Source organism: Neobacillus sp. CF12 (assembly GCF_030348765.1).
Taxonomy (GTDB): Bacteria; Bacillota; Bacilli; order Bacillales; family Cytobacillaceae; genus Neobacillus.
In genome coordinates this window covers 2,695,189-2,720,514 of sequence record NZ_JAUCEU010000007.1, presented here as the reverse complement: position 1 = coordinate 2,720,514, position 25,326 = coordinate 2,695,189, and the positions used below count along the sequence as shown (strand labels likewise).

General features: G+C 38.8%; 27 protein-coding genes. 21 read left to right on the top strand and 6 right to left on the bottom strand.

Annotated elements, in window-relative coordinates; translation table 11 throughout:
- Positions 1-39: 39 nt before the first annotated feature.
- From argJ to QUG14_RS12870, 11 genes are all read left to right on the top strand, one after another.
- The gene (gene argJ / locus QUG14_RS12920; RefSeq protein ID WP_289340936.1) at positions 40-1,266 is read left to right on the top strand and encodes a bifunctional ornithine acetyltransferase/N-acetylglutamate synthase; all 1,227 of its coding nucleotides are present in this window, start codon (positions 40-42) and stop codon (positions 1,264-1,266) included.
- A 13-nt stretch (positions 1,267-1,279) separates the two neighbouring features.
- Entirely contained in the window at positions 1,280-2,074 is a 795-nt protein-coding gene (gene argB / locus QUG14_RS12915) for an acetylglutamate kinase (protein WP_289340935.1), read from the top strand.
- Complete coding sequence (locus QUG14_RS12910; RefSeq protein WP_289340934.1) at positions 2,074-3,273, top strand: acetylornithine transaminase; 1,200 nt, start codon at positions 2,074-2,076, stop codon at positions 3,271-3,273. The genes argB and QUG14_RS12910 overlap by 1 nt, the downstream gene beginning before the upstream one ends.
- A 5-nt stretch (positions 3,274-3,278) precedes the next feature.
- Positions 3,279-4,355, top strand: coding sequence for a carbamoyl phosphate synthase small subunit (locus QUG14_RS12905; RefSeq protein ID WP_289344135.1), 1,077 nt, complete (start codon positions 3,279-3,281; stop codon positions 4,353-4,355).
- The gene (gene carB / locus QUG14_RS12900) at positions 4,342-7,578 is read left to right on the top strand and encodes a carbamoyl-phosphate synthase (glutamine-hydrolyzing) large subunit (protein WP_289340933.1); all 3,237 of its coding nucleotides are present in this window, start codon (positions 4,342-4,344) and stop codon (positions 7,576-7,578) included. Before QUG14_RS12905 ends, carB begins: the two co-directional genes overlap by 14 nt.
- Positions 7,562-8,539: an ornithine carbamoyltransferase gene (gene argF / locus QUG14_RS12895; protein ID WP_483310723.1), complete on the top strand. Its 978-nt coding sequence runs from the start codon at positions 7,562-7,564 to the stop codon at positions 8,537-8,539. Before carB ends, argF begins: the two co-directional genes overlap by 17 nt.
- Before the next feature lie 78 nt (positions 8,540-8,617).
- Positions 8,618-9,829: an argininosuccinate synthase gene (locus QUG14_RS12890; RefSeq protein WP_289340932.1), complete on the top strand. Its 1,212-nt coding sequence runs from the start codon at positions 8,618-8,620 to the stop codon at positions 9,827-9,829.
- A 63-nt stretch (positions 9,830-9,892) separates the two neighbouring features.
- Positions 9,893-11,269, top strand: coding sequence for an argininosuccinate lyase (gene argH / locus QUG14_RS12885; protein ID WP_289340931.1), 1,377 nt, complete (start codon positions 9,893-9,895; stop codon positions 11,267-11,269).
- Positions 11,270-11,361: 92 nt separating this feature from the next.
- The gene (locus tag QUG14_RS12880) at positions 11,362-12,222 is read left to right on the top strand and encodes a carbon-nitrogen hydrolase family protein (protein WP_289340930.1); all 861 of its coding nucleotides are present in this window, start codon (positions 11,362-11,364) and stop codon (positions 12,220-12,222) included.
- A 20-nt stretch (positions 12,223-12,242) separates the two neighbouring features.
- Complete coding sequence (locus QUG14_RS12875; protein ID WP_289340929.1) at positions 12,243-12,938, top strand: GNAT family N-acetyltransferase; 696 nt, start codon at positions 12,243-12,245, stop codon at positions 12,936-12,938.
- Positions 12,928-13,596 carry a GNAT family N-acetyltransferase gene (locus QUG14_RS12870; RefSeq protein WP_289340928.1) on the top strand — a complete coding sequence of 223 codons (669 nt, stop codon included), beginning with the start codon at positions 12,928-12,930 and terminating at the stop codon, positions 13,594-13,596. The genes QUG14_RS12875 and QUG14_RS12870 overlap by 11 nt, the downstream gene beginning before the upstream one ends.
- A 221-nt stretch (positions 13,597-13,817) precedes the next feature.
- Here QUG14_RS12870 and QUG14_RS12865 read toward each other — a convergent pair whose 3' ends face one another.
- Both QUG14_RS12865 and QUG14_RS12860 read right to left on the bottom strand, forming a co-directional pair.
- Positions 13,818-14,006, bottom strand: a complete 189-nt coding sequence (locus QUG14_RS12865; protein ID WP_289340927.1) for a YfhD family protein — start codon at positions 14,004-14,006, stop codon at positions 13,818-13,820.
- Between the two features lie 93 nt (positions 14,007-14,099).
- Complete coding sequence (locus tag QUG14_RS12860) at positions 14,100-14,234, bottom strand: YfhE family protein (RefSeq protein WP_289344132.1); 135 nt, start codon at positions 14,232-14,234, stop codon at positions 14,100-14,102.
- Positions 14,235-14,427: 193 nt separating this feature from the next.
- Between QUG14_RS12860 and recX the strand changes: the two genes are divergently transcribed.
- The gene (gene recX, locus QUG14_RS12855) at positions 14,428-15,237 is read left to right on the top strand and encodes a recombination regulator RecX (RefSeq protein WP_289340926.1); all 810 of its coding nucleotides are present in this window, start codon (positions 14,428-14,430) and stop codon (positions 15,235-15,237) included.
- 9 nt (positions 15,238-15,246) lie between these two features.
- Here the strand turns inward: recX and QUG14_RS12850 are convergent, their stop codons facing one another.
- Entirely contained in the window at positions 15,247-15,927 is a 681-nt protein-coding gene (locus QUG14_RS12850) for an SDR family NAD(P)-dependent oxidoreductase (RefSeq protein ID WP_289340925.1), read from the bottom strand.
- 84 nt (positions 15,928-16,011) lie between these two features.
- Here QUG14_RS12850 and QUG14_RS12845 point away from each other — a divergent pair, with 84 nt between their 5' ends.
- Positions 16,012-16,335, top strand: coding sequence for a YfhH family protein (locus QUG14_RS12845; RefSeq protein ID WP_289340924.1), 324 nt, complete (start codon positions 16,012-16,014; stop codon positions 16,333-16,335).
- A gap of 54 nt (positions 16,336-16,389) precedes the next feature.
- Here the strand turns inward: QUG14_RS12845 and QUG14_RS12840 are convergent, their stop codons facing one another.
- Positions 16,390-16,563 (bottom strand): small, acid-soluble spore protein K, encoded by a 174-nt coding sequence (locus tag QUG14_RS12840; protein ID WP_289344131.1) that lies wholly within the window; start codon positions 16,561-16,563, stop codon positions 16,390-16,392.
- A gap of 139 nt (positions 16,564-16,702) precedes the next feature.
- On the opposite strand from QUG14_RS12840, the gene QUG14_RS12835 reads away from it, so the two are divergent.
- A complete protein-coding gene (locus tag QUG14_RS12835) occupies positions 16,703-16,972 on the top strand; it encodes a YfhJ family protein (protein ID WP_289340923.1) in 270 nt (89 codons plus the stop codon).
- A gap of 35 nt (positions 16,973-17,007) precedes the next feature.
- Here QUG14_RS12835 and QUG14_RS12830 read toward each other — a convergent pair whose 3' ends face one another.
- Entirely contained in the window at positions 17,008-17,988 is a 981-nt protein-coding gene (locus QUG14_RS12830; RefSeq protein WP_289340922.1) for a metal-dependent hydrolase, read from the bottom strand.
- A gap of 121 nt (positions 17,989-18,109) precedes the next feature.
- Between QUG14_RS12830 and mutY the strand changes: the two genes are divergently transcribed.
- Positions 18,110-19,210: an A/G-specific adenine glycosylase gene (gene mutY, locus QUG14_RS12825; RefSeq protein WP_289340921.1), complete on the top strand. Its 1,101-nt coding sequence runs from the start codon at positions 18,110-18,112 to the stop codon at positions 19,208-19,210.
- 597 nt (positions 19,211-19,807) lie between these two features.
- Here the strand turns inward: mutY and QUG14_RS12820 are convergent.
- Complete coding sequence (locus QUG14_RS12820; RefSeq protein ID WP_289340920.1) at positions 19,808-20,032, bottom strand: hypothetical protein; 225 nt, start codon at positions 20,030-20,032, stop codon at positions 19,808-19,810.
- A gap of 109 nt (positions 20,033-20,141) precedes the next feature.
- On the opposite strand from QUG14_RS12820, the gene fabL reads away from it, so the two are divergent.
- From fabL to QUG14_RS12790, 6 genes are all read left to right on the top strand, one after another.
- Positions 20,142-20,891: an enoyl-[acyl-carrier-protein] reductase FabL gene (gene fabL, locus QUG14_RS12815; protein ID WP_289340919.1), complete on the top strand. Its 750-nt coding sequence runs from the start codon at positions 20,142-20,144 to the stop codon at positions 20,889-20,891.
- A 73-nt stretch (positions 20,892-20,964) separates the two neighbouring features.
- Entirely contained in the window at positions 20,965-21,276 is a 312-nt protein-coding gene (locus QUG14_RS12810; protein WP_289340917.1) for a gamma-type small acid-soluble spore protein, read from the top strand.
- A gap of 163 nt (positions 21,277-21,439) precedes the next feature.
- Entirely contained in the window at positions 21,440-21,697 is a 258-nt protein-coding gene (locus QUG14_RS12805; protein ID WP_289340916.1) for a YgaB family protein, read from the top strand.
- A gap of 196 nt (positions 21,698-21,893) precedes the next feature.
- Entirely contained in the window at positions 21,894-22,424 is a 531-nt protein-coding gene (ntdP, locus tag QUG14_RS12800; protein ID WP_179602571.1) for a nucleoside tri-diphosphate phosphatase, read from the top strand.
- 109 nt (positions 22,425-22,533) lie between these two features.
- Entirely contained in the window at positions 22,534-24,309 is a 1,776-nt protein-coding gene (locus QUG14_RS12795) for an ABC transporter ATP-binding protein (protein ID WP_289340915.1), read from the top strand.
- 130 nt (positions 24,310-24,439) lie between these two features.
- Positions 24,440-25,225 carry a nucleotidyltransferase domain-containing protein gene (locus tag QUG14_RS12790; RefSeq protein ID WP_289340913.1) on the top strand — a complete coding sequence of 262 codons (786 nt, stop codon included), beginning with the start codon at positions 24,440-24,442 and terminating at the stop codon, positions 25,223-25,225.
- Positions 25,226-25,326 lie beyond the last annotated feature (101 nt).

The following is a 25,326-nucleotide window of genomic DNA, read 5'->3' as shown; positions in this document are numbered from 1 at the left end:
AATTTACCAGTTACCAAGAATAAGGGGGAAACGAAATTGATGCCAGCCATTTCAAATAAAGAGATTGTTATTTTAGAAGAAGAAAGTGTTACCTTGCCAAAGGGATTTAAAGCAGGTGGCATGCATTGCGGGATTAAAAGAAAGCGTCTTGATCTTGGGTATATAGTTTCGGAAGTTCCAGCAACGGTTGCTGGTGTATATACAACGAACATTTTCCAAGCGGCCCCCCTTTTAGTTACTCAAGAGAGTATCGCGAAAGAAAAAAAGATCCAAGCGATAATCGTCAACTCAGGTAACGCAAATGCCTGTACCGGAGAACAGGGTTTATTGGACGCTTTTGAAATGCAAAAAGGATTTGCCAACGAGCTAGGCATCAAGGAACATCTTGTAGCTGTTACATCTACTGGAGTTATTGGTGAACTGTTGCCGATGGATAAGGTGAAAACAGGAATAAGTCAAGTTCTTCAGACAAAGTATGGAACGGAAGAAAATTTCAAGAATGCAATCTTAACAACAGACACTTGCATTAAGCAAATTGCTGTTCAAATAAAAATCGACGGAAAGACAGTCAGCATCGGCGGCGCCGCAAAGGGTTCTGGGATGATTCACCCGAACATGGCAACAATGCTTGGTTTTGTCACAACAGATGCCAATATTGCCCAAGAGGATTTGCTTGCTGCTCTTAAAGAGATAACGAATCAGACCTTTAATATGATTACGGTTGATGGAGATACAAGTACGAACGATATGGTTTTAGTCTTAGCAAACGGGTTAGCAGAGAATAACCAACTTACGAAAGACCATCCAGATTGGGATTTATTCAAAGCAGGATTAAAACTTGTGAGTGAAGAGCTTGCTAAGAAAATTGCCAGGGATGGCGAAGGTGCTACCAAACTCGTTGAAGTTGAAGTAAACGGAGCCTACAGTCAGGATGCTGCAAGAGCGGTTGGAAAAGCAATTATTTCTTCTAATCTTGTAAAAACGGCTATCTATGGCACGGATCCCAACTGGGGAAGAATCGTTACAGCCATTGGTTATTCGGGAATACCGGTTGAACCTAATGCAATAAAGGTAGCGATAGGACCATACAAAGTATTCGAAAATGGCTTACCTAGTCCGATTGTGGAAGAAGAAGTAAAAGAGTACTTAGAACTGGAAACGGTAAAAATTCTGGTTGAACTAAATCAAGGTAAAGAAAGTGCTACGGCCTGGGGCTGCGATTTAACTTATGATTATGTGAAAATCAATGCATCTTACCGCACTTAAGGGGGAGACAAAGATGAATTATATTGTCATTAAGTGTGGCGGAAGTGTGTTAGAAAATCTGCCAAAGTCCTTTTATAAAGATGTCATATCGCTTCATCAAAAGGGAGAATGGACACCAATTATTGTCCATGGCGGCGGACCGCTTATTAATAAGTTATTGAAGAGCTTAAATGTCGAAACTACCTTTGTAAATGGTTTAAGAGTAACCAATGACGAGGTATTGAATATAGTTGAAATGGTATTAAGCGGAACGGTAAATAAACAAGTAGTCCGGAACATCATCGAGTCAGGCGGCAGTTCATTTGGTGTCAGTGGTGTGGATGGTTGTTTGTTAAAAGCAAAACCAACTCTAGATGAAAGTTTAGGTTTTGTTGGAGAAGTCGTAGAAGTAAATACCGAAGTCATCGAAAGCATCGTAAATCAAGGACATATACCAGTGGTTTCTCCAATCGGGATTGGTGCAGATGGACAGCGATACAATATTAACGGAGATGTTGCCGCAAGTGCAGTTGCCAAGGCTTTAGGAGCAAATCTTTGTTTTATCAGTGACATACCTGGAATTCTAGTCGAAGAAAATGGAGAAAAATCCAAATTAGATAAGGTTACTAAAGCAAAAGTAGAAGAACTTATCGAAAATAAAACCATTTATGGCGGGATGATTCCCAAGGTAAAGGCTGCTATCGATGGCTTAGTTCATAAAATACCAATGGTTGGTATTATTGATGGATTTGAAAAAAATAGCTTGGTAGAATACGTGAACGGCAAAAATATAGGTACTAAAATTGTTTTAGAAGAGGAGATTGCCTAATGACCATTAACACTTCTGTTTCCCCGATTTCGCCGGTAATGGCTACCTATAGCCGCTTTCCCATTACATTGGTTAAGGGGAAAGGAAGCTATGTATGGGATGATCAAGGGAAAAAATATTTGGATTTTACTTCAGGCATTGCCACCTGTAACTTAGGTCATGTACCTGATGTGGTTAAAGAAAAGCTTGAAGAGCAGCTGCAAAATCTGTGGCACTGTTCAAACCTATATCATATTCCAAATCAGCAGGAGCTGGCGGCACTACTTACAGCAAATAGTTGTGGGGATAAGGTTTTCTTTTGCAACAGTGGAGCGGAAGCAAATGAGGCTGCCATTAAAATGGCAAGAAGATACGCACAGAAAGTAAAGGGAACGGATTCCTTTGGAGTCATTACCTTTCAGCAATCCTTTCACGGCAGAACGTTGGCAACATTATCTGCGACAGGGCAGGAAAAAATCCAACAGGGATTTGCTCCATTAGTCAAAGGATTTAGTTATCTGCCGTTTAATGATATAGAAGCACTTGATCAATTAAAAACACTTCAGCCGGCAGCGATTTTACTGGAACTCGTCCAAGGTGAAGGTGGAGTTATTCCAGCCAATCCTGAATGGGTGAAGAAAATCGCAGAGATTTGCGAAGAGAAAGACATCCTTTTAATGGTTGACGAGATTCAAACAGGAATCGGAAGGACCGGCACACTGTTTGCCTATGAACAATACGGTATAGAACCGGATGTTATCAGTGTTGCAAAAGGTCTTGGTTCAGGATTTCCCATTGGGGCCATTATTGCAAAGGAAAAGGCGGCAAAAGCATTCGAACCAGGTACCCATGGCAGTACCTTTGGGGGCAATCCATTAGCAACCGCTGCTGGAGTCGCAACTCTATCGCATATCATTGAAAGTAATCTATTGGAACATGTTAATGAAATTTCAGTGTACTTTGATGAACTGTTAACTAAATTTAAAGAAAAGTACACTTTTATAGAAGAAATTAGAGGAAAAGGTCTCCTAAAAGGGATCGTGGTAGGAGATAAGGCTCCACTAATTGTTCAAAAAGCAATTGAAAATCAACTGTTAATTTTAACAGCGGGACCAACTGTTGTTCGATTGCTGCCGCCGTTGACAGCATCTAAAGAGGAAATCAACGAATTTACTTATCTATTGGAAAAAACATTCCAAAGTATAGAGGAAGGCGAGTGAGTGTTTTGGAACAGGGATATCTTACTTTGGAAACAGGAGAAGTTTTTGAAGGAATACTAATTGGCGCAAACAAGGACTCTATAGGAGAAGTTGTTTTTAATACAAGTATGACTGGTTATCAGGAGATCATTACAGATCCTTCCTATGCAGGGCAGTTGATTACTTTCTGCTATCCGATTATTGGGAACTATGGAATCAATGCGATGGACGATGAATGTATTTCTCCTTCTCTAGCAGGGGTGGTTATTGGTGATTTATGTGAAACACCAAGCCATTATCAATCGATTAATAAGTTCTCTGAAAAACTAATGCAGGCAGGCGTTCCTGGCATTGCAGGCGTAGATACAAGATTACTAGTCAAAACGATTCGCAGCCGCGGAACGGTAAAAGGATATTTAAGTAAGTCTAAACAAGAAACGTTTGATGGAAGCAAAACCATACCATTTTGGGTAGAAACCGTTTCGACAAAAAAAATCCAATATTTTAAAAATGAAGGACCACACGTTGTCCTTATCGATTTTGGGTATAAAAAATCGATACTGAATGCGCTGCTCGATCAAAATTGTTGTGTTACTATCGTCCCTTTTAATACTTCCTTTGAAAAAATCAAAGCCTTAAAGCCGGACGGTGTGTTATTAAGTAACGGACCTGGAGATCCGATGGCACTGAAACAGTGGTTTCCAGAAATCAAAAAGATTACCCAGCACTATCCAACTCTAGGTATTTGCCTAGGTCATCAGTTAATTGCCCTAGCATATGGAGCAAAAACAGAAAAACTTGCCTACGGACATCGTGGCGGCAATCATCCCGTCAAGGAATTAGCTACTGGCAAGGTCAAAATTACTGCTCAAAATCATGGATATGTTGTCGTTGACGAGAGCATTGACGCCCAGGTATTCCAAATCACTTATCGTAACGTAAACGACAAATCCATTGAAGGGTTAAAACACCGACGCTTTCCGATTCAAACCGTTCAATTTCACCCGGAAGCACACCCAGGACCAAGTGACACCCAGTATATTCTAGAAGATTTTGTTTATCAGATAAATTCCGTGGGAGATAAACGTTATGCCATTAAATAAAAACCTAAAAAAAGTATTAGTAATTGGATCAGGTCCGATTGTAATCGGGCAGGCAGCAGAATTTGATTATGCAGGAACACAAGCCTGTATCGCTCTTAAAGAAGAGGGAATAGAGGTAGTATTAATCAATAATAACCCAGCAACGATTATGACGGACGAAACTGTTGCTGATAAAGTATATATCGAACCATTAGATGTTGAAACAATTGAAAAAATTATCCAAAAAGAAAAGCCTGATGGAGTTATTGGAACTTTAGGCGGTCAAACAGGTTTAAATCTAACAGTAGAACTCTATGAAAAAGGTATTCTTCAAAAATACAATGTAGCGTTGTTAGGAACCTCTGTAGAATCGATAAAAAATGGCGAGGACCGAGATCGGTTCCGCAGTTTAATGATAAAGATTGACGAACCCATTCCAGAATCTGCAATTATTCATACGTACGAAGAGGGCGTATCGTTCGTAGACGAAATAGGCTTCCCTGTTATTATCCGACCGGCCTATACACTAGGCGGACACGGCGGCGGCTTTGCCCATAATGCGGAAGAACTTGAAAATGTTCTGAAAAAGGGATTAGCAGCAAGTCCGATTCAGCAAGTTCTCGTTGAAAGAAGTATTAAAGGCTGGAAGGAAATTGAATATGAAGTCATAAGGGATGCAAATGACACATGTATCATTGTTTGTAATATGGAAAATATGGATCCTGTTGGTGTTCATACAGGTGACTCCATTGTTGTTGCTCCATCACAAACATTGACAGATGTTCAATACCAAATGCTGCGGGACTCTTCTTTAAAAGTAATACGAGAATTAGAGATTATTGGCGGCTGTAACATCCAGTTTGCTCTTAACCCTGTATCAAATCAGTACTGCATTATCGAGGTAAACCCAAGGGTAAGCCGTTCTTCAGCATTAGCGTCAAAGGCGACTGGATATCCGATTGCTAGGACAGCGGCTAAATGTGCGGTAGGTTATCATTTAGATGAGATTGTGAACCCTATAACAGGTAATACCTTTGCGTCTTTTGAACCAGCGATTGATTATATTGTTGTGAAACTTCCACGTTTTCCATTTGATAAGTTTCCAGAAGCAGACCGTACTTTAGGAACACAAATGAAGGCAACAGGAGAAGTAATGGCAATTGACCGAACGTTTGAAGGTGCACTAAATAAAGCAATCCGATCAATGGAATTAAATATTTTTGGACTTTGTCTGGAAGCAAATAAAAATATAGCCAATGAGGTTTTATTTGAAAAACTTGAAATACCAAATGACCAAAGATTATTTATGATTGCTGAAGCATTCAGAAGAGGAATTTCCCTAGAGGAAATTAAGCAGGTAACGGAGATCGATTCATGGTTTTTAAACAAAATTAACAGTGTTGTTGACTTAGAAGTGGAATTAGCTTCCTATGCATGGAGTGATGTACCACTCTCATTGTTAAAAACAGCGAAGCGTCATAATATTTCTGATAAATTACTTTCACAAATTTACGGCATAGATGAAAAGCAGATAAGAAGTAAATGGAAAGAACTCAATTGGAAACCTGGATACAAGATGGTTGATACCTGTTCTGCAGAATTTGATGCGGTTACCCCTTATTACTACTCGACATGGCTGGGAGCGGATGAGGTAGAGGAAACAAACAGTAAGAAAATTCTTGTTCTTGGTTCCGGTCCAATTAGGATTGGTCAAGGAATTGAATTTGATTATTGCTCTGTCCATGCTGCAAAAGCGATTAAGAAGATGGGCTATGAAGCAGTTGTAATCAATAATAACCCTGAAACCGTTAGTACGGATTACTCAGTAGCGGACCGCCTTTATTTTGAACCATTAACAGCAGAAGATGTTCTTACTGTTATTGAAAAAGAGAAAGTTGAAGGTGTGTTGATTCAATTCGGAGGGCAAACAGCGATAAATTTAGCTCATGACCTTGAAGAAGAAGGAGTAACAATTTTAGGCACAACGGTAGAAAATGTTGATCGTTTCGAGGATCGAAAAGAATTTTATCAGTTACTTGAAGGTCTAAACATTCCACATATTGTGGGTGAGACCGTTTCACATAAAGATGAATTACTGGCAGCAGCAGCAGGACTTGGTTATCCAGTATTGGTTCGCCCATCCTATGTCATTGGCGGACAATCCATGTTTACGATTTTTTCAGAAGAAGAATTAAACTACTATATCCAGCAACTAGAGGAAAACTCCTCACAGGAAAAAATGTGGCCGTTATTAGTAGATCGCTATATTCCTGGATTAGAATGTGAAGTTGATGTTATTAGCGATGGAAAGAATGTTATTGTCCCAGGAATCTTTGAACATATTGAAAGGGCCGGCGTTCATTCTGGAGATAGTATAAGTGTTTTCCCGCCAATCTCATTAGCGAAAGAGACGAAAGAAACATTAATCGATTATGCTGAAAAAATTGCCAAATCTGCACCGATTGTCGGCATAATGAATATCCAATTTGTTATCTATCAAAATCAAGTACTTGTGTTGGAAGTCAATCCACGTTCTTCAAGGACGGTTCCAATCATGAGTAAGGTTACAGGAATTCCAATGATTGAATGGGCAGTAATGGCTCAATTGGGAGTAACCTTGGATTCTCTATCAAATGAAACTGGTTTATTACCAGAACCTAATTATTTTTCGGTAAAGTCACCTGTATTTTCAAGAAGCAAATTAAAGGGAGTCGATCACGTCCTTGGACCTGAAATGAAGTCAACTGGTGAGGTTCTAGGATTAGGAGCTACCTTTCATGAAGCGCTCGAAAAGGCGTTCCCAACATCAAACGGAGAAACTGAGAACTATCTGTTCTGTTCAATCGCGGATCGGGAAAAACCAGCCAGCCTTCCAATTCTCCAACAGTTTGTTAATGAAAGTTATAAGCTGATTGCAACCGAAGGGACAGCAAAATTCCTTCAAGAAAAAGGCTTTACAATTGAACAGGTTATTAAGGATAACGAAGATGTAAATGAACTTTTCAAAAACAATACCATACAAGCAGTTATTAATATACCGAACCAAGGAAGAAACAAAATTAAATTTGGTTTTTACATTCGTGAACAAGCGACCCGCTACAATGTACCGGTATTTACACATCTAGATACAGTGCAAGCAATGGTTAGCCTTCAGGCTCAATCGATCGCTCAATCTGAGGTACGAACCGTAACGGAATATTACAATATTAAAGAGAGCGGTGTGGAGCATGTCAAATGTGATTAAATGGAACACAAAGGGTGTGTCACAGCAGCCACAATTAAAAGGCAAGGATTTCTTATCCTTGTCCGATTTTCATAGTGATGAAATTCTTTATATGCTAGAAGAAGCTAAGGAATTGAAGAGCCTACAAAAACAAGGAAAACCACATCCTTATTTGAGCGGAAAGGTTCTAGGGATGATATTTGAAAAATCTTCTACTCGTACTAGAGTTTCCTTTGAGGTAGGGATGCTTCAATTAGGCGGGCATGCGATTTTCTTAAGTTCAAGGGATATCCAACTGGGAAGAGGAGAAAGCATTTCAGATACGGCAAAGGTTTTATCAAGATATATCGATTGTATGATGATTAGAACGTTTTCGCATGATTCCGTTAAGGAATTGGCAGAGCATGCAACTGTTCCCGTAATAAATGGTTTAACAGATTTGCATCATCCGACTCAGGTGATGGCCGATTTACTAACGATTCAAGAGCACAAAGGTAAATTAGCAGGATTAAAAATGTGCTATTTAGGTGACGGAAACAACAATATGGCTCATTCATTAATGGAAGGAGCAGCAAAGGTTGGTATGCATATCAGCATTGCCAGCCCTCCTGGATATTTACCAGATGGGAAGATCACAGAAAAGGCGATTGAAACAGGTAAAGTAACGGGAAGCAAAATTACGATTACACATAATCCGGTTGATGCCATCAAAGATGCGGATATCGTTGTCACCGATGTTTGGACCAGTATGGGGCAAGAGGCAGAAACGGAAAAGAGACTAAAAGATTTAGGTGACTATCAAGTAAATACGGAACTATGCCAGCACGCTAAACAAGATTATATCTTTTTGCATTGCTTACCAGCACACAGAGGCGAAGAAGTAACAGCAGAAATTATTGATGGCCCGCATTCAGTCGTGTTTGATGAAGCAGAGAATAGACTTCATGCTCAAAAAGCAATTTTAAAACTTTTACTAGAATAGTAGATTTTATTTGGATTGTTATGTATAATAATTCTATTGATTGAATATTAATTCATATAGATACGAGGAGATTACAAAATGGCAAAGGAAAAAATCGTTTTAGCTTATTCAGGTGGATTAGATACTTCCGTTTCAGTGAAATGGATTCAAGAGAAATATGGCTATGATGTCATTGCACTAGGTCTTGATGTTGGTGAGGGTAAGGATCTAGAAGCAATTAAACAAAAGGCATTGGATGTAGGGGCTGTTAAAGCTTATATGATCGATGCAAAAGAATTACTAGCAAAAGAATATATTTTGCCTGCTTTAAAGGCTAATTGTTTATATGAAGGAAAATACCCACTATCTTCTGCTCTTTCACGTCCGTTAATTTCAAAATTATTAGTGGAAGTAGCTGAAAAAGAAGGAGCTGCAGCTGTTGCTCACGGCTGTACAGGTAAAGGAAATGACCAGGTTCGCTTTGAAGTCTCCATTCAAGCGTTGAATCCAAACCTGAAGGTTGTTGCACCTGTTCGTGAGTGGGGCATGACTCGTGACGAAGAAATAGAATATGCTCAGAAAAACGGTATACCAATTCCTGTAAATTTAGATAATCCTTTCTCGATTGACGCAAACATCTGGGGACGTGCTTGTGAAGCTGGAGTCCTTGAAGATCCTTGGGCAGAAGCACCTGAAGCTGCATTTGATTGGACAGCTCCAATTGAATTAACACCAGATCAAGCTGAATATCTTGAAATTGAATTTGAGCAAGGTGTTCCAGTTGCTCTAAATGGAGAAAAGCTGCCATTAGTAAAATTAATTGAAACCTTGAACGAACTTGGCGGTAAGCATGGTGTCGGACGTATCGATCATATTGAAAATCGTCTAGTCGGAATTAAATCTAGAGAAGTGTATGAAAATCCTGCAGCGTTAATTTTAATTAATGCTCACAAAGAATTAGAATTTTTAACACTGACACGTGAAGTAACTCAGTTTAAAACTCAAGTTGAGCAGCAAATGGCGAAAATCATCTACGAAGGACTTTGGTATTCACCAATTAAGCCAGCTCTTGATGCCTTTATAGAAGAAACACAGAAGGTCGTTACAGGTACTATTCGAGTGAAACTTCATAAAGGAAACCATACCGTTGTCGGTCGTAAGTCACCAAACAGCCTTTATAATGAAGAATTGGCAACTTACTCTAAAGGTGATGCGTTCGACCACAATGCGGCTGTTGGCTTTATCAAAATTTGGGGTCTTCCAACAAAGGTATATTCTGAGGTAAATAATAAAGAAAAGATAATGAAATAATAATCGGGTGCCCTCGAAACCTTTTCGAGGGCAAACTTGTTAGTGTTTAAGGAGGAGCAATCCATGTCCAAATTATGGGGCGGACGTTTTACAAAAGAAACAAATAAACTGGTTGAAGAATTTACAGCTTCCATTTCCTTTGATCAAAAGCTTGCTAAAGAGGACATCGCCGGCAGTATGGCGCATGTTCAAATGCTAGGTGAATGTGGTATTATTCCTGCTGAGGATGCGGAAAAAATTAAATCTGGTCTGCTTGAAATCAAAAAGATGGTGGATCAAAACGAAGTTGAGTTTTTAGTAGATGATGAAGATATTCATATGAATATTGAAAGATTATTGATTGAAAAAATAGGTCCTGTCGGCGGGAAGCTTCATACTGGCCGTAGTCGAAATGACCAAGTGGCAACCGACATGCACCTTTACCTGCGAACAAAGACAACGGAATTAATTAAATTACTTGAGGATGTTCAAGCTTCCCTGCTTGTACAGGCAAAAGAGAATGTTAACACGTTAATCCCTGGTTATACCCATCTTCAGCGTGCTCAGCCAGTCTCATTTGCTCATCATGTTATGGCTTATTTCTGGATGTTTGAACGCGATAAAGAGAGACTGATTGATAGCTTAAAGCGTGTTAATTGGCTGCCACTTGGTTCTGGTGCTTTAGCAGGGACTACTTTCCCTATTAAACGTGAGCGTGTTGCAGAGCTGCTAGGCTTTGAAACGATTTATCCAAATAGTATGGATGCTGTTAGTGATCGAGATTTTATATTGGAATTCCTCTCAATTGGCGCTATCATCATGACTCATATATCAAGATTATCGGAAGAGCTTGTGATTTGGTCAAGCCAAGAGTTTCAATTTGTTGAACTTGATGATTCATTTTGTACAGGATCCAGCATTATGCCGCAAAAGAAGAATCCAGATGTTCCTGAGCTGTTAAGAGGAAAGACAGGTCGTACTTTTGGAAATTTGATTGGCTTACTGACTGTCCTTAAGGGTTTACCACTTGCTTACAATAAGGATTTACAGGAGGACAAAGAGGGGATGTTTGATACAGTGGAGACACTGGAAGGGTCCCTGATGTTGTTAGCACCAATGATTGAAAGTATGACTGTAAACAAAGATGTGATGCGAAAAGCAATTAATAACGACTTCTCAAACGCAACAGATATTGCTGACTATTTGGTTAGAAAAGGTCTGCCATTTAGAGAAGCCCATGAAGTCATTGGGAAGATTGTTTTATATGCGATTCAGCAGCAAAAGTTCCTACTAGATCTAAGCTTTGAAGAGTACCAAGAGTTCAGTTCTTTATTTGAAGAGGATATTTACGAGGTTTTATCACCGGAGCATGTAGTTGCTGTACGAAATAGTTTCGGAGGAACCTCACCGGAACAAGTTATTAAACAAATCGAGCTTGCACAAGGAAAACTAAGTCAATGAGCGAAAACCACCGAAAGGTGGTTTTTGTTTGTATTACTGTCAAAAATATTAGATAATTTCCTCATAAGATTTTTTAAAGAGGAGGAAAAAAGATGAAATTACGCGTGTCTGTTGTACAGTATCACTTACATACGATTCACTCATTTGAAGAATTTGCCGCACAGTGTGAACATTATATAAAAACGGCTGAGGAATTTGGAGCAGAGTTTGTTCTTTTTCCTGAGTTCTTTACCACTCAGTTACTATCGATTGGAAATGGGCAGGGGCAGAGTCTGACAATTAATGATCTACCAGGATTCACCGACCAATACCGAGAATTGTTCTCTAATTTTTCCAGAGAAACGAACATGCATATTATTGCCGGTACACATGTTATTGAAAAGGGCGGCAAGCTATATAATACAGCGCATTTATTTTATCCTGATGGAAGGATTGGTGAGCAGGCGAAGCTTCATATTACCCCTACAGAAGTGAACGAGTGGAACATGGAGAAAGGTGACAGCTTTCAAATTTTTGAAACGGAAAAAGGGAAAATTGCGTTGCTTACTTGCTATGACATTGAGTTCCCTGAAATCGTCCGTATGGCAAAAGCAAAAGGGGCAGACGTAATTTTTTGTCCATCTTGTACCGATGACCGCCACGGCTTTCATCGTGTCCGATACACAAGCCATGCACGTGCTGTTGAAAACCAGGTATATGTTGTTTTAACGGGAACGGTTGGTGCCTTGCCAACTGTTGATTTCATGCGTGCTAACTTTGGTCAGGCTGTTATTATTACACCGAATGATATTCCTTTCCCGCCAAAAGGTATTCTTGTGGAGGGGGAATTGAACAACGATATGGTTGTTACAGCCGACCTTGATCTGGAGTTATTATATGAAGTGAGAGAACGAGGTTCCGTAACAACCTGGCGTGACCGCAGAACAGATTTATATCCGGATTGGGAAAAATAATGACGAAGGGTGGGATTGCTTTGTATCATAGTGAATTCTTCGTTTTTGACCAAGAAAAGCCAGTTCCAGTGGTCATTCGCAATTACACTCAAGAAGATTTTGATGAGCTTATTCAAATCCAATCTGAATGCTTTCCACCTCCGTTTCCATCAGAGTTATGGTGGAATAAAGAGCAATTATCCAATCATGTCTTGCGTTTTCCAGAGGGTGCTATGTGTATCGAGGTAGAGGGTACGTTAGCTGGTTCCCTTACAGGTCTGGTTGTCAATTTTAGTCCAAACCATATGGAGCATACATGGGAAGAAATTACGGACCATGGTTATATTAAGAATCATGATCCAAGTGGTAATACCCTCTATATTGTCGATATCAGTGTACGGCCAAAATATCGCAAACTAGGTCTTGGTAAACTGATGATGCAGGCCATGTACCAAGTTGTGATTCAGAAAAAACTTGTTAGGCTGCTGGGCGGCGGCAGAATGCCTGGTTATCATAAAGTGGCGGATACCCTGACACCAGGGCAGTATTTAAATAAAGTCCTAAAAGGGGATTTAAAAGATCCTGTTATTACCTTTCTGCTACGATGTGGAAGAGTGCCAATCGGCATTGTAGAAAATTACCTTGATGATGAAGAATCATGTCATTATGCCGCATTGATGGAGTGGAGAAATCCATTTATTAAAAAAATTGGGGGAGTTCAATTTGATGGAATATAAACGGATAACGAGTATTACTGATCCAAACTTTAAAAAACTTCACGACTTAATGAAAGACATTTTCCCACCAGAGGAAGTATTAGAATATGACTTATGGAAGGAACCACTAGAAGACCCAGGTATTCGTGTATTTGTTGCTACAAATGGTGATGAGGTTGTAGGGGCAACAGAGTACCGCTATTATCCAGATTGGAATATAGCAATGACGGATTTCACCATTATTAGCAGACCAGGTCTTAGCCTTGGGCGATTTTTAGCGCAGAACCGGTTAAAAGACTTGCAGCAGCTTGCAGTTGATAATGGGAAAGAGCTTTTCGGTATGTTTGCCGAAATATATGACCCCTATCGCGTAGGTCACGAATTTGGCGATGTAAAGGTAATGGACCCATATGTACGGCGTGAGGTTCTTTCCCATTTAGGGTATAAACGAATTGACTTGGATTATGTCCATCCATCTTGGGAAAATAATGGTGAAGCCGTTCAAGGACTAGACTTTTGTTTTATGCCAATGAACGATGACGTAAAAACGTTACCTGCATCGCTAGTTGCTGATTTTCTAACCACCTATTACTCCATTCTTTCAAATAAGCCAAAGGAATGGCTTAGTATGGTTGAACAATTGAGGAGAAAAGATACCATCTCCTTGTTGCCACTTTAATATAAAATATTTCGGGAGTCTGTTCCAACAGACTCTTTATTTTTTATACTTATCCACAAGGTTATCCACAGATTAAAACCATTAATATAAGTACTCCACAAAGTTACACACAGTATCCACAGAAAGCTTGCATTTTCCCCCATTTTAATATTTAAAAAGAAGCAGGAATATCCTGCTTCTTTTATTTTGCAGCCATAAGTGCTGCCTGCGGTTTAAGAGGTTTATTTTCTGCGTTTGTTTGTTACGCGTTGGTTAGCTGCACTTGCTCGTGCCATTGCCTCAAGATCTGCATGGTCAGCAAATTCAGATGAATACTCCACATCGTTTCCATCGGACTTCATGTTCTTAGGAACCTGTGGAAGTGATCCTTTGTTTTTATCACGAGTTTTATGTCCCTGCGCACGACCCATTAAAAAAACCCCTTTCAAATTTAGCAATAAGGAACGTAATAAGTTCCCTATATTAGCTTTTACAATTTGAAAGGGGTCCATTAATGGAAAAATTTAAAGTTTTGTTTTACTGTCGTTAAAGCCGGCTGCGCGGTCTGCTAATTTAAAATCACGTTGATATAATACCTCTTGTGTACTGGTTAAAGTATATTTTCCTCTGCCTAAATCTTTTTTCTTTTTTCCACCCATTGTGATCATTCCTTTCAACATTTTTGTTAATCGTAGGCTTTGTAAGTGGTTGTTGATTTTCATTTTAACTTTACCTTAACAAAGCCAAAATCTTTTGGGAAAAATTTAGCACATTCTCCATTTTTACCTTTTAAGAATGGAATGATACTCAAATCTAAAAAAAATATGGTAAAGTTAGTATGAGGTGAACGATGTGGCTATTATAACTAAAATCACCACTCAGCAGAAAAATAAGGATCGCTTTAATATTTTTATGGACCATGGTAAAGGCGAAGAATATGCCTTTAGTGTCGATAGCGCTGTACTGATTCGATTTGAATTAAAAAAAGGGATGGAGTTGGATGACTTTTCCATCTTAGAGGTACAGTATCAAGATGGTATCAGGAAGGCCTATAACCGTGCAGTTAATTATTTAGCAAGAAGAATGAGATCAGAAAAAGAGATAAGGGACTATCTGACACAAAAGGAAATAGAAGAACCTGTTATTAATGAAGTTATTCATAAATTGGCTAACCAAAAATATATAAATGATGAGGAATATGCTCTTTCCTATGTAAGAACCCAAATGAATACAACAGATAAAGGTCCTGACTTAATCACCATGGAGTTAAAAGAGAGAGGCATCAATGAGGGAATAATCAAACATGTAATAACAGAGTACCCTAGAGAAGAGCAAGTTGAAAAAGCCATTAAGGTAGCAGAAAAGGTAATCAAAAAGAATTCAAAGGAATCGCAGCGAATCGTTAAGCAAAAAGCAGAACAATTCCTATTGAGGAAGGGCTACTCCTTCGATGTGATTCATCTGGCACTAACAGAAGCAGATTTGGATAAAGAACAAGATGAGGAAATGGAAGCCATAAGGTATCAAGGTGAAAAAACACATCGGAAATACAGCACATTAACTGGTTTCGAATACAGTCAAAAAATGAAACAAGCGCTTTTTCGTAAAGGGTTTCCAATGGAATTGATCGAAAAGTACTTAGAAGAAGTAGAAAAATCATGACGTAGTTCGTCATGATTTTTTACTTTCGATTATAATTTCATCCTGTTCCATCTGGCTTATTATTAGCTGGGCAACTTCATTAGGAGAACGGAAGCGGGAAGTGTCTGATACATGTGTGCTTCCTGACCAAAATGGTGTATCCATTCCACCCATATAAATAGCTTTAATTTTTAAAGTAGAGCTATTTTCGTACTCTTTCTGTAAGCTTTCTGTAAAGCCCCTCACTGCAAATTTACTGGCCGCATAAACAGCCTCATTCACTTTCCCTCTAAGACCGGCAGTTGAAATGATATTCATCAGCAAGCCTTCACCCTGTTCTTGCAGTACAGGCAAGACGGCTTTAGTCATCAAAATCGTACCTAGAATATTGGTGTTAAGCATTTCAGTTATCTCACTCTCAGTGCTGTTAATAAAGGGCCCAAAATGACCGACCCCGGCGTTGTTAACCAAACCAAAGATTGTGTAATTATTGCGCATTTCTTCTACTTTATTTAAAATGTCATCTTCCTTCTGTATATTGAGTTCAACAAAGTCTGCTTTACCACCAATTTTTTCAATTTCGTTTTTTGCAACTGAAAGCTTATCAACGGATCTTCCTGTCAACAAGACATGATACCCTTGCTGTGAAAATAATAGGGCTAATTCCTTCCCCAAACCAGATCCCGCTCCGGTTACAATGATGGATTTCACTGAAATCTCTCCTTCATCCTTTATTAATTCTATAAAAATAACTATACTAAAATAAGAGGAAAAACGAAAATGGGAGTGGAAGGTATGCAACAAGAGAAACGATATAGTACGATGACAGAGCATGAATTAAAGCAAGAAATCGCCCAATTATTAGAGAAGGGAAGAAAAGCAGAGCAGATGGGAATGGTCAGTGAATATGCTGTATTAGAGCGAAAAGCAGCAATGGCTAGAGCCTATCTTTTAGATCCTGCTGCCTTTAAACCCGGAGAGATTTATGAACTTGAGGGAGACCCAGGTGAATATTTTAAGATTGACTATATGAATGGTGTTTTTGCATGGGGCTACCGTTTAAAGGGTGATGGTAAAGAGGAAGCATTACCGATATCCATGTTAAAATGGTTAAAATAATAAACAAACCAGAGAAATCTCTGGTTTGTTCCTGTTCGCTGAATTCTTTCTGATTTAAAAATACTCAGGTGTATCGTTTTCACGCTCACCAGATGCCCGCATACGCTCCTGCGGATGGGTGTTGGTAGTTCCGTCGGCCCGTTTTGAAGCATATTCTGCTTTCGCTCGTGGCTCTCCCTCAAGCTTGTTGTTATTTTGGTTCGGGAAATTTCTCTCTTTATTTCTCACCATGTCGGTACCTCCATCAAAGGGAATGAGAAACCGTGAAAAGCAAAGTGTCATCACATCAGTGCTTACCACGTGATAGTAGTATTCGATTTTTAGCTTTAGGTTATGTTATAAGAAATTGGCAATGAGGTGAATGTATATGAACGATTACCATGAAAGATTAGCCCAACTTTTATTAGAAAAAAATGAAATGCTGTCCTATAATCAAGCGCGGACATGGGTAGAGTTGATGTGGGATGACTTTGAAACAACGGCTGCGAAGGCAGGAAGAGATTATCTAGGAAGTGAAATGACCGAAAGAATTGTTAGACAATGGATTGAAAACTATGGCGGGAGACTCCATGACTTTGTCGCCAAAAATCCAAAATATAAAGATTTTCTTATTCAAGACAAGAATCAATTGAATTAAAAGGCGAGCGACTCTTAGTCACTCGCCTTTTATCATTAACTAGGTATAATACTAAGCTTTTTACGCAGTTTCTGTTCACTGAACACCCAGCCAGTATAGGAACTAATTGGGTTTAACTCAAGATCTAGCTGCACGACCGCAACAAACGGATAGTGCCCGTTACTTCGGTAACGCAAATCAATAAATCGAACTTCGTAATGGTCATTGTACTCATCTAATTCCCACCGATATACGGGTGAAAAGGAAAGAAATGCAGAAAGATTTTTATCTTTCTTGGCTGCTTCGAGTACAGGTGTTTTTGGCACAGGAATTCGTTTAAAGCGATCCAATATCTCAATCGTTGTGCCAACAGCTTTGCCAACAAAGAACTCACCTTCGTTCATTGCTGCGATTCTCCAAAGATGAAACTTCATAGTTGGTGCAATGATAATATCTGTTGCATCTGGAATAACCTTTTTAACCGCTGCCCTTACTTTCCCTTGTGCATAAAACCGGAGAAGGTAATAACCAAATAATACGACAAACATCGATAGAAACGTATAACCAGGATCAGCCCCGAAGACCCAAATAATAATTGCCACAACGTGAATTCCAAAGATAATTGGGTCAAAGGTGTTTATTACGCCTAGCGCTACCCATTTGGATGTGAAAGGTCTAAGAGCTTGTGTACCATAAGCATTAAAAATATCAACAAACACATGGATAAAAACCGCCGCGAAAGTCCAACCCCATAGGTGAAGAAGATTTGCATTAGGGAAAAAAGGATAAATCACCGCTAAAAGTACTAATGGCCATAATAGTACAGCAGGGATAGAATGGGTGACACCTCGATGATTACGAATATAGATGGCATTATTTCTTAACTTTAAAACGGTATCAATATCAGGTATTTGTGACCCAGCAATAGTAGCAATTAATACACTTGTTGCTGTTGCAGAGCTGCTGGCTACCACAGGATCGAGAGTAGCAAGACCGCCAAGAGCAATTCCCATTACAACATGAGTTCCAGTATCCAAAAGGAAAAATCCTCCTTTATTAAATTCTTGTCAAATTCAAAAATTTCGCTTATCGTTAAAAAATGCTTATTATTATATTCCCTTATTTTGTTTTGTTTAACAGGCTGGAGGCATTTTAGTAATGGAAAATGAGTTGAAAAATATAGAAAAGATCGTAATAAAAAATTTTCAAGATGATTTAATTACCTGGTTTAAGGAAGAACAACGTGAGCTTCCGTGGAGAAAAGACCAGGATCCCTACAAAGTCTGGGTTTCCGAAATCATGCTGCAGCAAACCAGAGTAGATACTGTTATCCCATATTTTAATCGATTTATCCAGTGGTTTCCAACAATAAATGATCTTGCAAATGCAAATGAAGATAAAGTTCTAAAGGCATGGGAGGGACTAGGTTATTATTCGCGGGTTAGAAATTTACATTCAGCAGTAAAAGAAGTAAGTGAGAGATACAATGGTCAAGTTCCTAATACACCAAAAGAAATTTCGAACCTCAAGGGAGTTGGCCCCTATACGGCTGGAGCTATCTTAAGTATTGCCTATGGGATACCTGAACCTGCGGTGGATGGTAACGTGATGAGGGTTCTTTCAAGGATCCTTTCGATTTGGGAGGATATTGCCAAGCCTTCAACGAGAAAGGTATTTGAGAGCGCTGTAAGAAGCTTAATTTCCCATGAAGAGCCTTCTAACTTCAATCAGGCACTCATGGAGTTAGGAGCGCTGATTTGTACGCCAACATCGCCTTCTTGTTTACTCTGTCCTGTAAGAGATCATTGCCATGCCTTTCACGAGGGAGTTGAAACAGAACTTCCGATAAAATCGAAGAAAAACGCACAAAGAGCAGTAGAACTGGCAGCGGTTATTGTGAAAGACGAACATGGAAAAATATTAATTCATAAACGTCCTGAAACAGGACTGCTGGCTAATTTATGGGAATTTCCAAATGTTGAACTTCAGCAGCATTTTGTGGTGGAGCGTTCTCAAATTGCCGAAAGTTTCCAAGAGACTTTAGATATAAATATTAAGCTTGAAAAGGGAATTGGTCAAATAGAACACATTTTTTCCCATTTGATTTGGAATATTCGCGTCTATACAGGAAGTATCATCTCGAATAAACCGGAAGGAAATGATTGGAAATGGGTTTCGCCTGCTGAAATGGAAGACTACGCCTTTCCTGTTTCTTACCATAAAATACTAAAACTCTATAATGATTACACAAAAAATTGAACGCCATATCGGCGTTCTTAGGCTGTCGAGAAAGTCCCGACAGCCAGTATTTTTCTATAACTTTAACAATGCACCGTGTTTATCTAAGATAGGTGGTTCGTATGATTATCTACAAGACCTATTAAGGACTAATCCTTCTGGTAGAGCGTATGATTTGTCCCCAAGACCCTTGATTAAGGACTAATCCTTCTGGCAGAGCGTACGATTTGTCCCCAAGACCCCTGATTAAGGACTAATCTTTCTGGCAGAGCGTATGATTTGTCCCCAAGACCCCTGATTAAGGACTAATCCTTCTGGCAGAGAGTACGATTTGTCCCCAAGACCCCTGATTAAGGACTAATCTTTCTGGCAGAGCGTATGATTTGTCCCCAAGACCCCTGATTAAGGACTAATCCTTCTGGCAGAGCGTACGATTTGTCCCCAAGACCCCTGATTAAGGACTAATCTTTCTGGCAGAGCATATGATTTGTCCTCAAATAGCATATCCAATATTTAATGAAAAATCGGTAAATAAAGACTTAAAGAAAATGAAAAATGCCGAGAAACATGACCCTTTATCGACAATCTGTGAAAGCCAATAACGGCGTTCTTTTTCAATTAATCATACCTAACCTGTGTACCATGTGTATAATCCGCTTCCTGGCGCTTTAATCCCCCGCGGTTTTCAATTTCTAAGATGATTTCTCGGTGAATGGTAACTCCTTCACTATTTAAATATGGTGCTATTTGCTGCAGAGAATGATGGAAAAAAGCCAACTCGCTGTCCTCCCAGTCCGTTTTAGCAACCATAGATAATTCTGTCATATCGCGTCCTACATACATTTGCTTCTTCCTCCCTATGTTAATAGCATTAGGTTTTGTAATCGATTGTCTTCTATACATGAAAAGGCTAAAATGATAACTATACTTAAAATTGAAGGGGATACATACAATGACACAAAAGGTAGCACTAATTACAGGCAGCAGCAGAGGAATAGGGAAAGCCACCGCAATAAGGCTGGCGCAGGCAGGATATGATATAGTCATTAACTATGCTAGAAGTAAAAGTTCTGCACTTAAAGTAGCGGAAGAAATTGAAGCTTTGGGAAGAAAGGTTTTAGTTGTCAAAGCCAATGTTGGAGATGTAAGTAAAATTAAGGCTATGTTCAATCAAATCGACGAAGAGTTCGGGCGTTTAGACATTTTTGTAAATAATGCCGCCTCTGGGGTTCAACGTCCCATAATGGAACTTGAAGAAAATCACTGGGATTGGACATTAAATATTAACAGTAAGGCCTTATTATTCTGCGCACAGGAAGCAGCGAAATTAATGGAGAAAAATGGCGGCGGAAAGATTGTCAGCATAAGTTCTCTAGGTTCTATTCGGTATTTAGAAAATTACACAGTAGTAGGTGTATCTAAGGCGGCATTAGAAGCCTTGACAAGGTATCTAGCAGTAGAGTTAGCAGCTAAAAATATCGTCGTTAATGCAGTCTCAGGCGGTGCTGTCGATACAGAAGCGTTAACACATTTTCCAAACCGTGAAGAACTTCTTCAGGAAGCAAAAGAGAAAACTCCAGCGGGTCGAATGGTGGAAATTGAGGATATCGTAAATTGTGTCATGTTCCTTTTAGCAGATGAATCAAGCATGATTAGGGGACAAACTATAATTGTCGACGGTGGAATTTCGCTGCTCGTTTAAAATATATTTTTTAACATTATTTTAGGATAATCTTCACGAAGCGGGACATATTAATTTCGTGGAGGTGATTAAAATGGCAAACAACTTCAATCAACAACCAAACAAAACTTCTGCTGGAACTAACATCCAAGAGGTTAGACAACAAAATGCTCAATCTCAAGGCGGTCAAGGTTCTGCTGGTCAATTCGGAACTGAATTCGCTAGCCAAACAGATGCTGCAGAAGTAAGAAGACAAAATCAGCAATCTCAAGGCGGTCAAGGTTCTGCTGGTCAATTCGGACAAGAATTCGCTAGCCAAACAGATGCTGCAGAAGTAAGAAAACAAAACCAACAATCTCAAGCTAATAAAGGCCAAGGAAATTCTGGTCAATTTGGTCAAAGCTAAAATGAAATGTAAGAAGAAGGCACTCTTATTCGTATAGAGTGCCTTCTTTCTATGTGAAGACAGAATACGACAAAACTTCTTCTCAGTCTACATAAGTAGTCAAAGGAAAAATCTATTTATTAAAGAATACATAGTAGGAAGAAAAAATAAGGCGGTGTGGTAAATGGATCATTTTAACCGTTTAGTATCTGAGCAGATGATGACAATGGAAAAATTACTATACCTTCAAGGAGAGCTTGAACGTTGTCAAGAGATTGAAGAACAACTACAGACCTTGCAAAATGAAACGGAGCTCGAGAGTGTCCAATTTGATATTAATCAAATGAAAAAAGAGCTAAAAGAGATTCAAGAAATTTTTGAGAAACAAACGGAAGAAGTCATTCAATCTTATCGTGAAAATGATTTAGAACCCTCAATATAGGCGGAAAATCAAAATTTGAATGAAAAATAGGTAATTTTTTTCAAAGAGTCATTGAAATCAATGGCTCTTTTGTTTTAAATTCCTTATCCAACCGTTATAATAATAAGAAATAGTAAATGAGCTTTGTTACCATTTGTCGTTACTTGCACACATAAGATGGGTCACAAAGCGTTTAGGAAGGAAGAAGGGGAGAATCATGGGCGTACCCATCGAAGGTGAACCAATACAAATACATAGCTATAAACACAATGGGCACATCCATCGCGTCTGGGAAGAAACGACCGTTTTAAAGGGATCTCAAAATTTGGTGATTGGCGGGAATGATCGGACAATTGTAACGGAATCGGATGGAAGAACATGGATTACAAGAGAACCAGCAATTTGTTATTTTCATTCACAATATTGGTTTAATATTATTGGGATGATTCGTGAAGATGGTATTTATTACTATTGTAATCTTAGCTCACCATTTATTTTTGATGGTGAAGCAGTTAAATATATTGATTATGACCTTGATATTAAGGTCTTCCCTGATATGACGTTTAATTTGTTAGATGAAGATGAATATGAGCGCCATCGTCGCGAGATGAAGTATCCCGAGGTTATTGATCAAATTCTGAAAAGAAACGTTGAAAAACTTATTCACTGGATTCGCCAGCGTAAAGGACCTTTTGCACCAGATTTTATTGATATCTGGTATGAGCGTTATTTAACGTACAGACGTTAATGGAAGAATGTTTTGGAAAGATGATGAAGGCACCTACACGGTAAGAGTAGTTGCCTTCATCATCTTTCCATGTTCTTAAATGTGACAGCACGAAAAAGGGGGGCCAATCTTGAGCAGTGTTCGCAGATATCTCGAATTTGTTAAGCCATATCGCCTTCAAATTATTGGGACAATTATAATCGGGGTATTAAAATTCGCTATCCCGCTTATCATACCTATGCTCATTAAGTATGTAGTGGATGATATTATTGGGGCAAGTGGTTTAAAAAATGATGAGAAAATAGAAAAATTAATACTGATCATGGGAATCATGATTGTTGTATTTGTCGTCTTAAGGCCGCCAATTGAGTATTATCGCCAATATTTTGCGCAATGGACATCAAGTAAAATTCTTTATGATATCCGTGATCGTATGTATACACATATACAGAAACTTAGCTTTAAATATTATGCCAATACACGTTCTGGAGAGGTCATTTCACGGGTTATTAATGATGTTGAGCAGACGAAAACATTTGTAATCACCGGCTTAATGAATCTTTGGCTCGATATTGCCACGATTGTTATCGCAATTATTATTATGTTTTATATGAATGTCAGTCTAACGTTCGTTTCAATTTTGTTATTTCCGCTCTATGCGATTTCGATAAAATACTTTTTTGGAAATTTGCGCAAACTCACCAGGTCTCGTTCGCAAGCACTTGCTGAGGTTCAGAGCTACCTCCATGAACGTGTGCAAGGAATGCCCGTCATAAAAAGCTTTGCAATCGAAGAGTTTGAGCAAACACAGTTTGATAAACAAAATAAGAACTTTTTAGAAAAAGCCTTAGAGCACACAAGTTGGAATGCGAAGGCGTTTGCAGCCGTGAATACGATTACCGATATTGCACCTTTGCTCGTTATCGGATACTCTGCGTACCTTGTTATTCAAGGAGATTTATCGTTAGGAACAATGATTGCGTTTTTTGCTTATATTGATAAATTGTACAGTCCATTAAGAAGGCTTGTGAATTCTTCCACCACCCTTACGCAGTCATTCGCCTCGATGGATAGAGTATTTGAATTCCTCGATGTAAAATATGATATTGTCGATGCTCCTAATGCCGTCGAGTGCAAGGATGTGAAAGGGGACATTACGTTTGATCATGTTCAATTTACATACAATGAATCAGAGGAAATGATTCTGAAAAATATCAATCTCGATGTGAAAAAAGGCGAGACAATAGCCCTAGTTGGAATGAGCGGGGGAGGTAAGTCCACACTTGTCAGTCTGATACCTCGTTTCTATGATGTCACGGAAGGGAAAATTCTCTTAGATGGTGTGGATATCCGCCACTTCCAGGTCCAATCCTTACGGGATAAAATAGGGGTCGTTTTTCAGGACAATATCTTATTTAGTGAATCTGTTAAGAACAATATCTTATTAGGAAAACCCGGTGCAAGTGATGAAGAGGTTTATCAGGCCGCAAAAGCGGCCAATGCACATGATTTTATTGTGAATCTAGCAAATGGGTATGATACGAAGGTTGGAGAAAGAGGTGTAAAGCTTTCAGGCGGCCAAAAGCAAAGAGTAGCCATCGCCCGTGTATTTCTACGGAACCCGCCGATTTTATTATTAGATGAGGCAACTTCGGCTCTTGATTTAGAAAGTGAACACCTGATCCAAGAAGCACTTGATAAGCTGGCGAAGGACAGGACCACATTTGTTGTAGCACACCGTTTATCGACCATAACCCATGCTGATCGGATTGTCTTAATCGAACACGGCCAGATCGTCGAAGTGGGCAAACATGATGAATTAATGGCGAAACAAGGGAATTACTTTAAATTATTTCAAGTGCAGCAACTGGAACAGCATAAAGAAAAAACACCACTGCAAGCATAGAAAGAGCAACAAGAAATGACGTATGAAACTTGGCATACGTCATTTTTTTATTAAGTCTAGATAAATCCGGATGTTGAAACGATGACAGGTAAATAAAAATTTCCTACTAAACTGAATCGGAGGAATAAAGTTGAGAGAAACCATTATAAAATCATTAAAAAAAATTGAGGAAGACTATAATGTTAAAATTCTTTATGCTTGTGAATCAGGTAGCAGGGCGTGGCAGTTCCCATCAAAAGATAGTGATTATGATGTCCGATTTATTTATGTTCATAAAAAGGAAGATTATCTAACGATTGATCCTATAGGTATTGGATCAAAACGTGATGTAATTGAATTACCGATAAATAATTTACTTGATATTACAGGATGGGAATTGACTAAAGCCTTAAGGTTATTTAGAAAGTCTAATCCTCCATTAATGGAATGGCTGCGTTCAGGAATAGTATACTACACAGCTTTTTCAACCATTGAGCAGATGCAAGAGCTAACCAATAGCATTTTTGCTCCAAACTCTTGTTTACATCACTATCTAAATATGGCACACAATAATTTCAGGGAATATCTACAAGGTGAAGAAGTGAAAATAAAAAAATATTTTTATGTGCTTAGGCCAGTTTTGGCCGCAGGATGGATTGAAAAATATAACGAGTTTCCACCATTGGAATTTTCGATGTTATTGAATGATATAATTCCAGAAGGTCACCTAAAGAATGAAATAAACACATTGCTAAAAAGGAAATTGGCAGGAGAAGAATTAGATAAAGAACCTAAAATCCAAGTAATAAGCCATTTTCTAAACGAGGAAATCGAACGTCTACGGGAATATGCAAAAACACTTACTATTGATTTACCAAACGTAACACCCAAATTAGATTCACTTTTCAAAAATACACTTGAAGAGGTGTGGAATTAGTTTGATTGGATTCAGCTGCCTAATCTTTGGCAGCTTTTTCTAATTTAACTAGGGTCTGTTTTGTCTATATTTAAGAAAAAAAGCATTACCAGTGTTGTGGT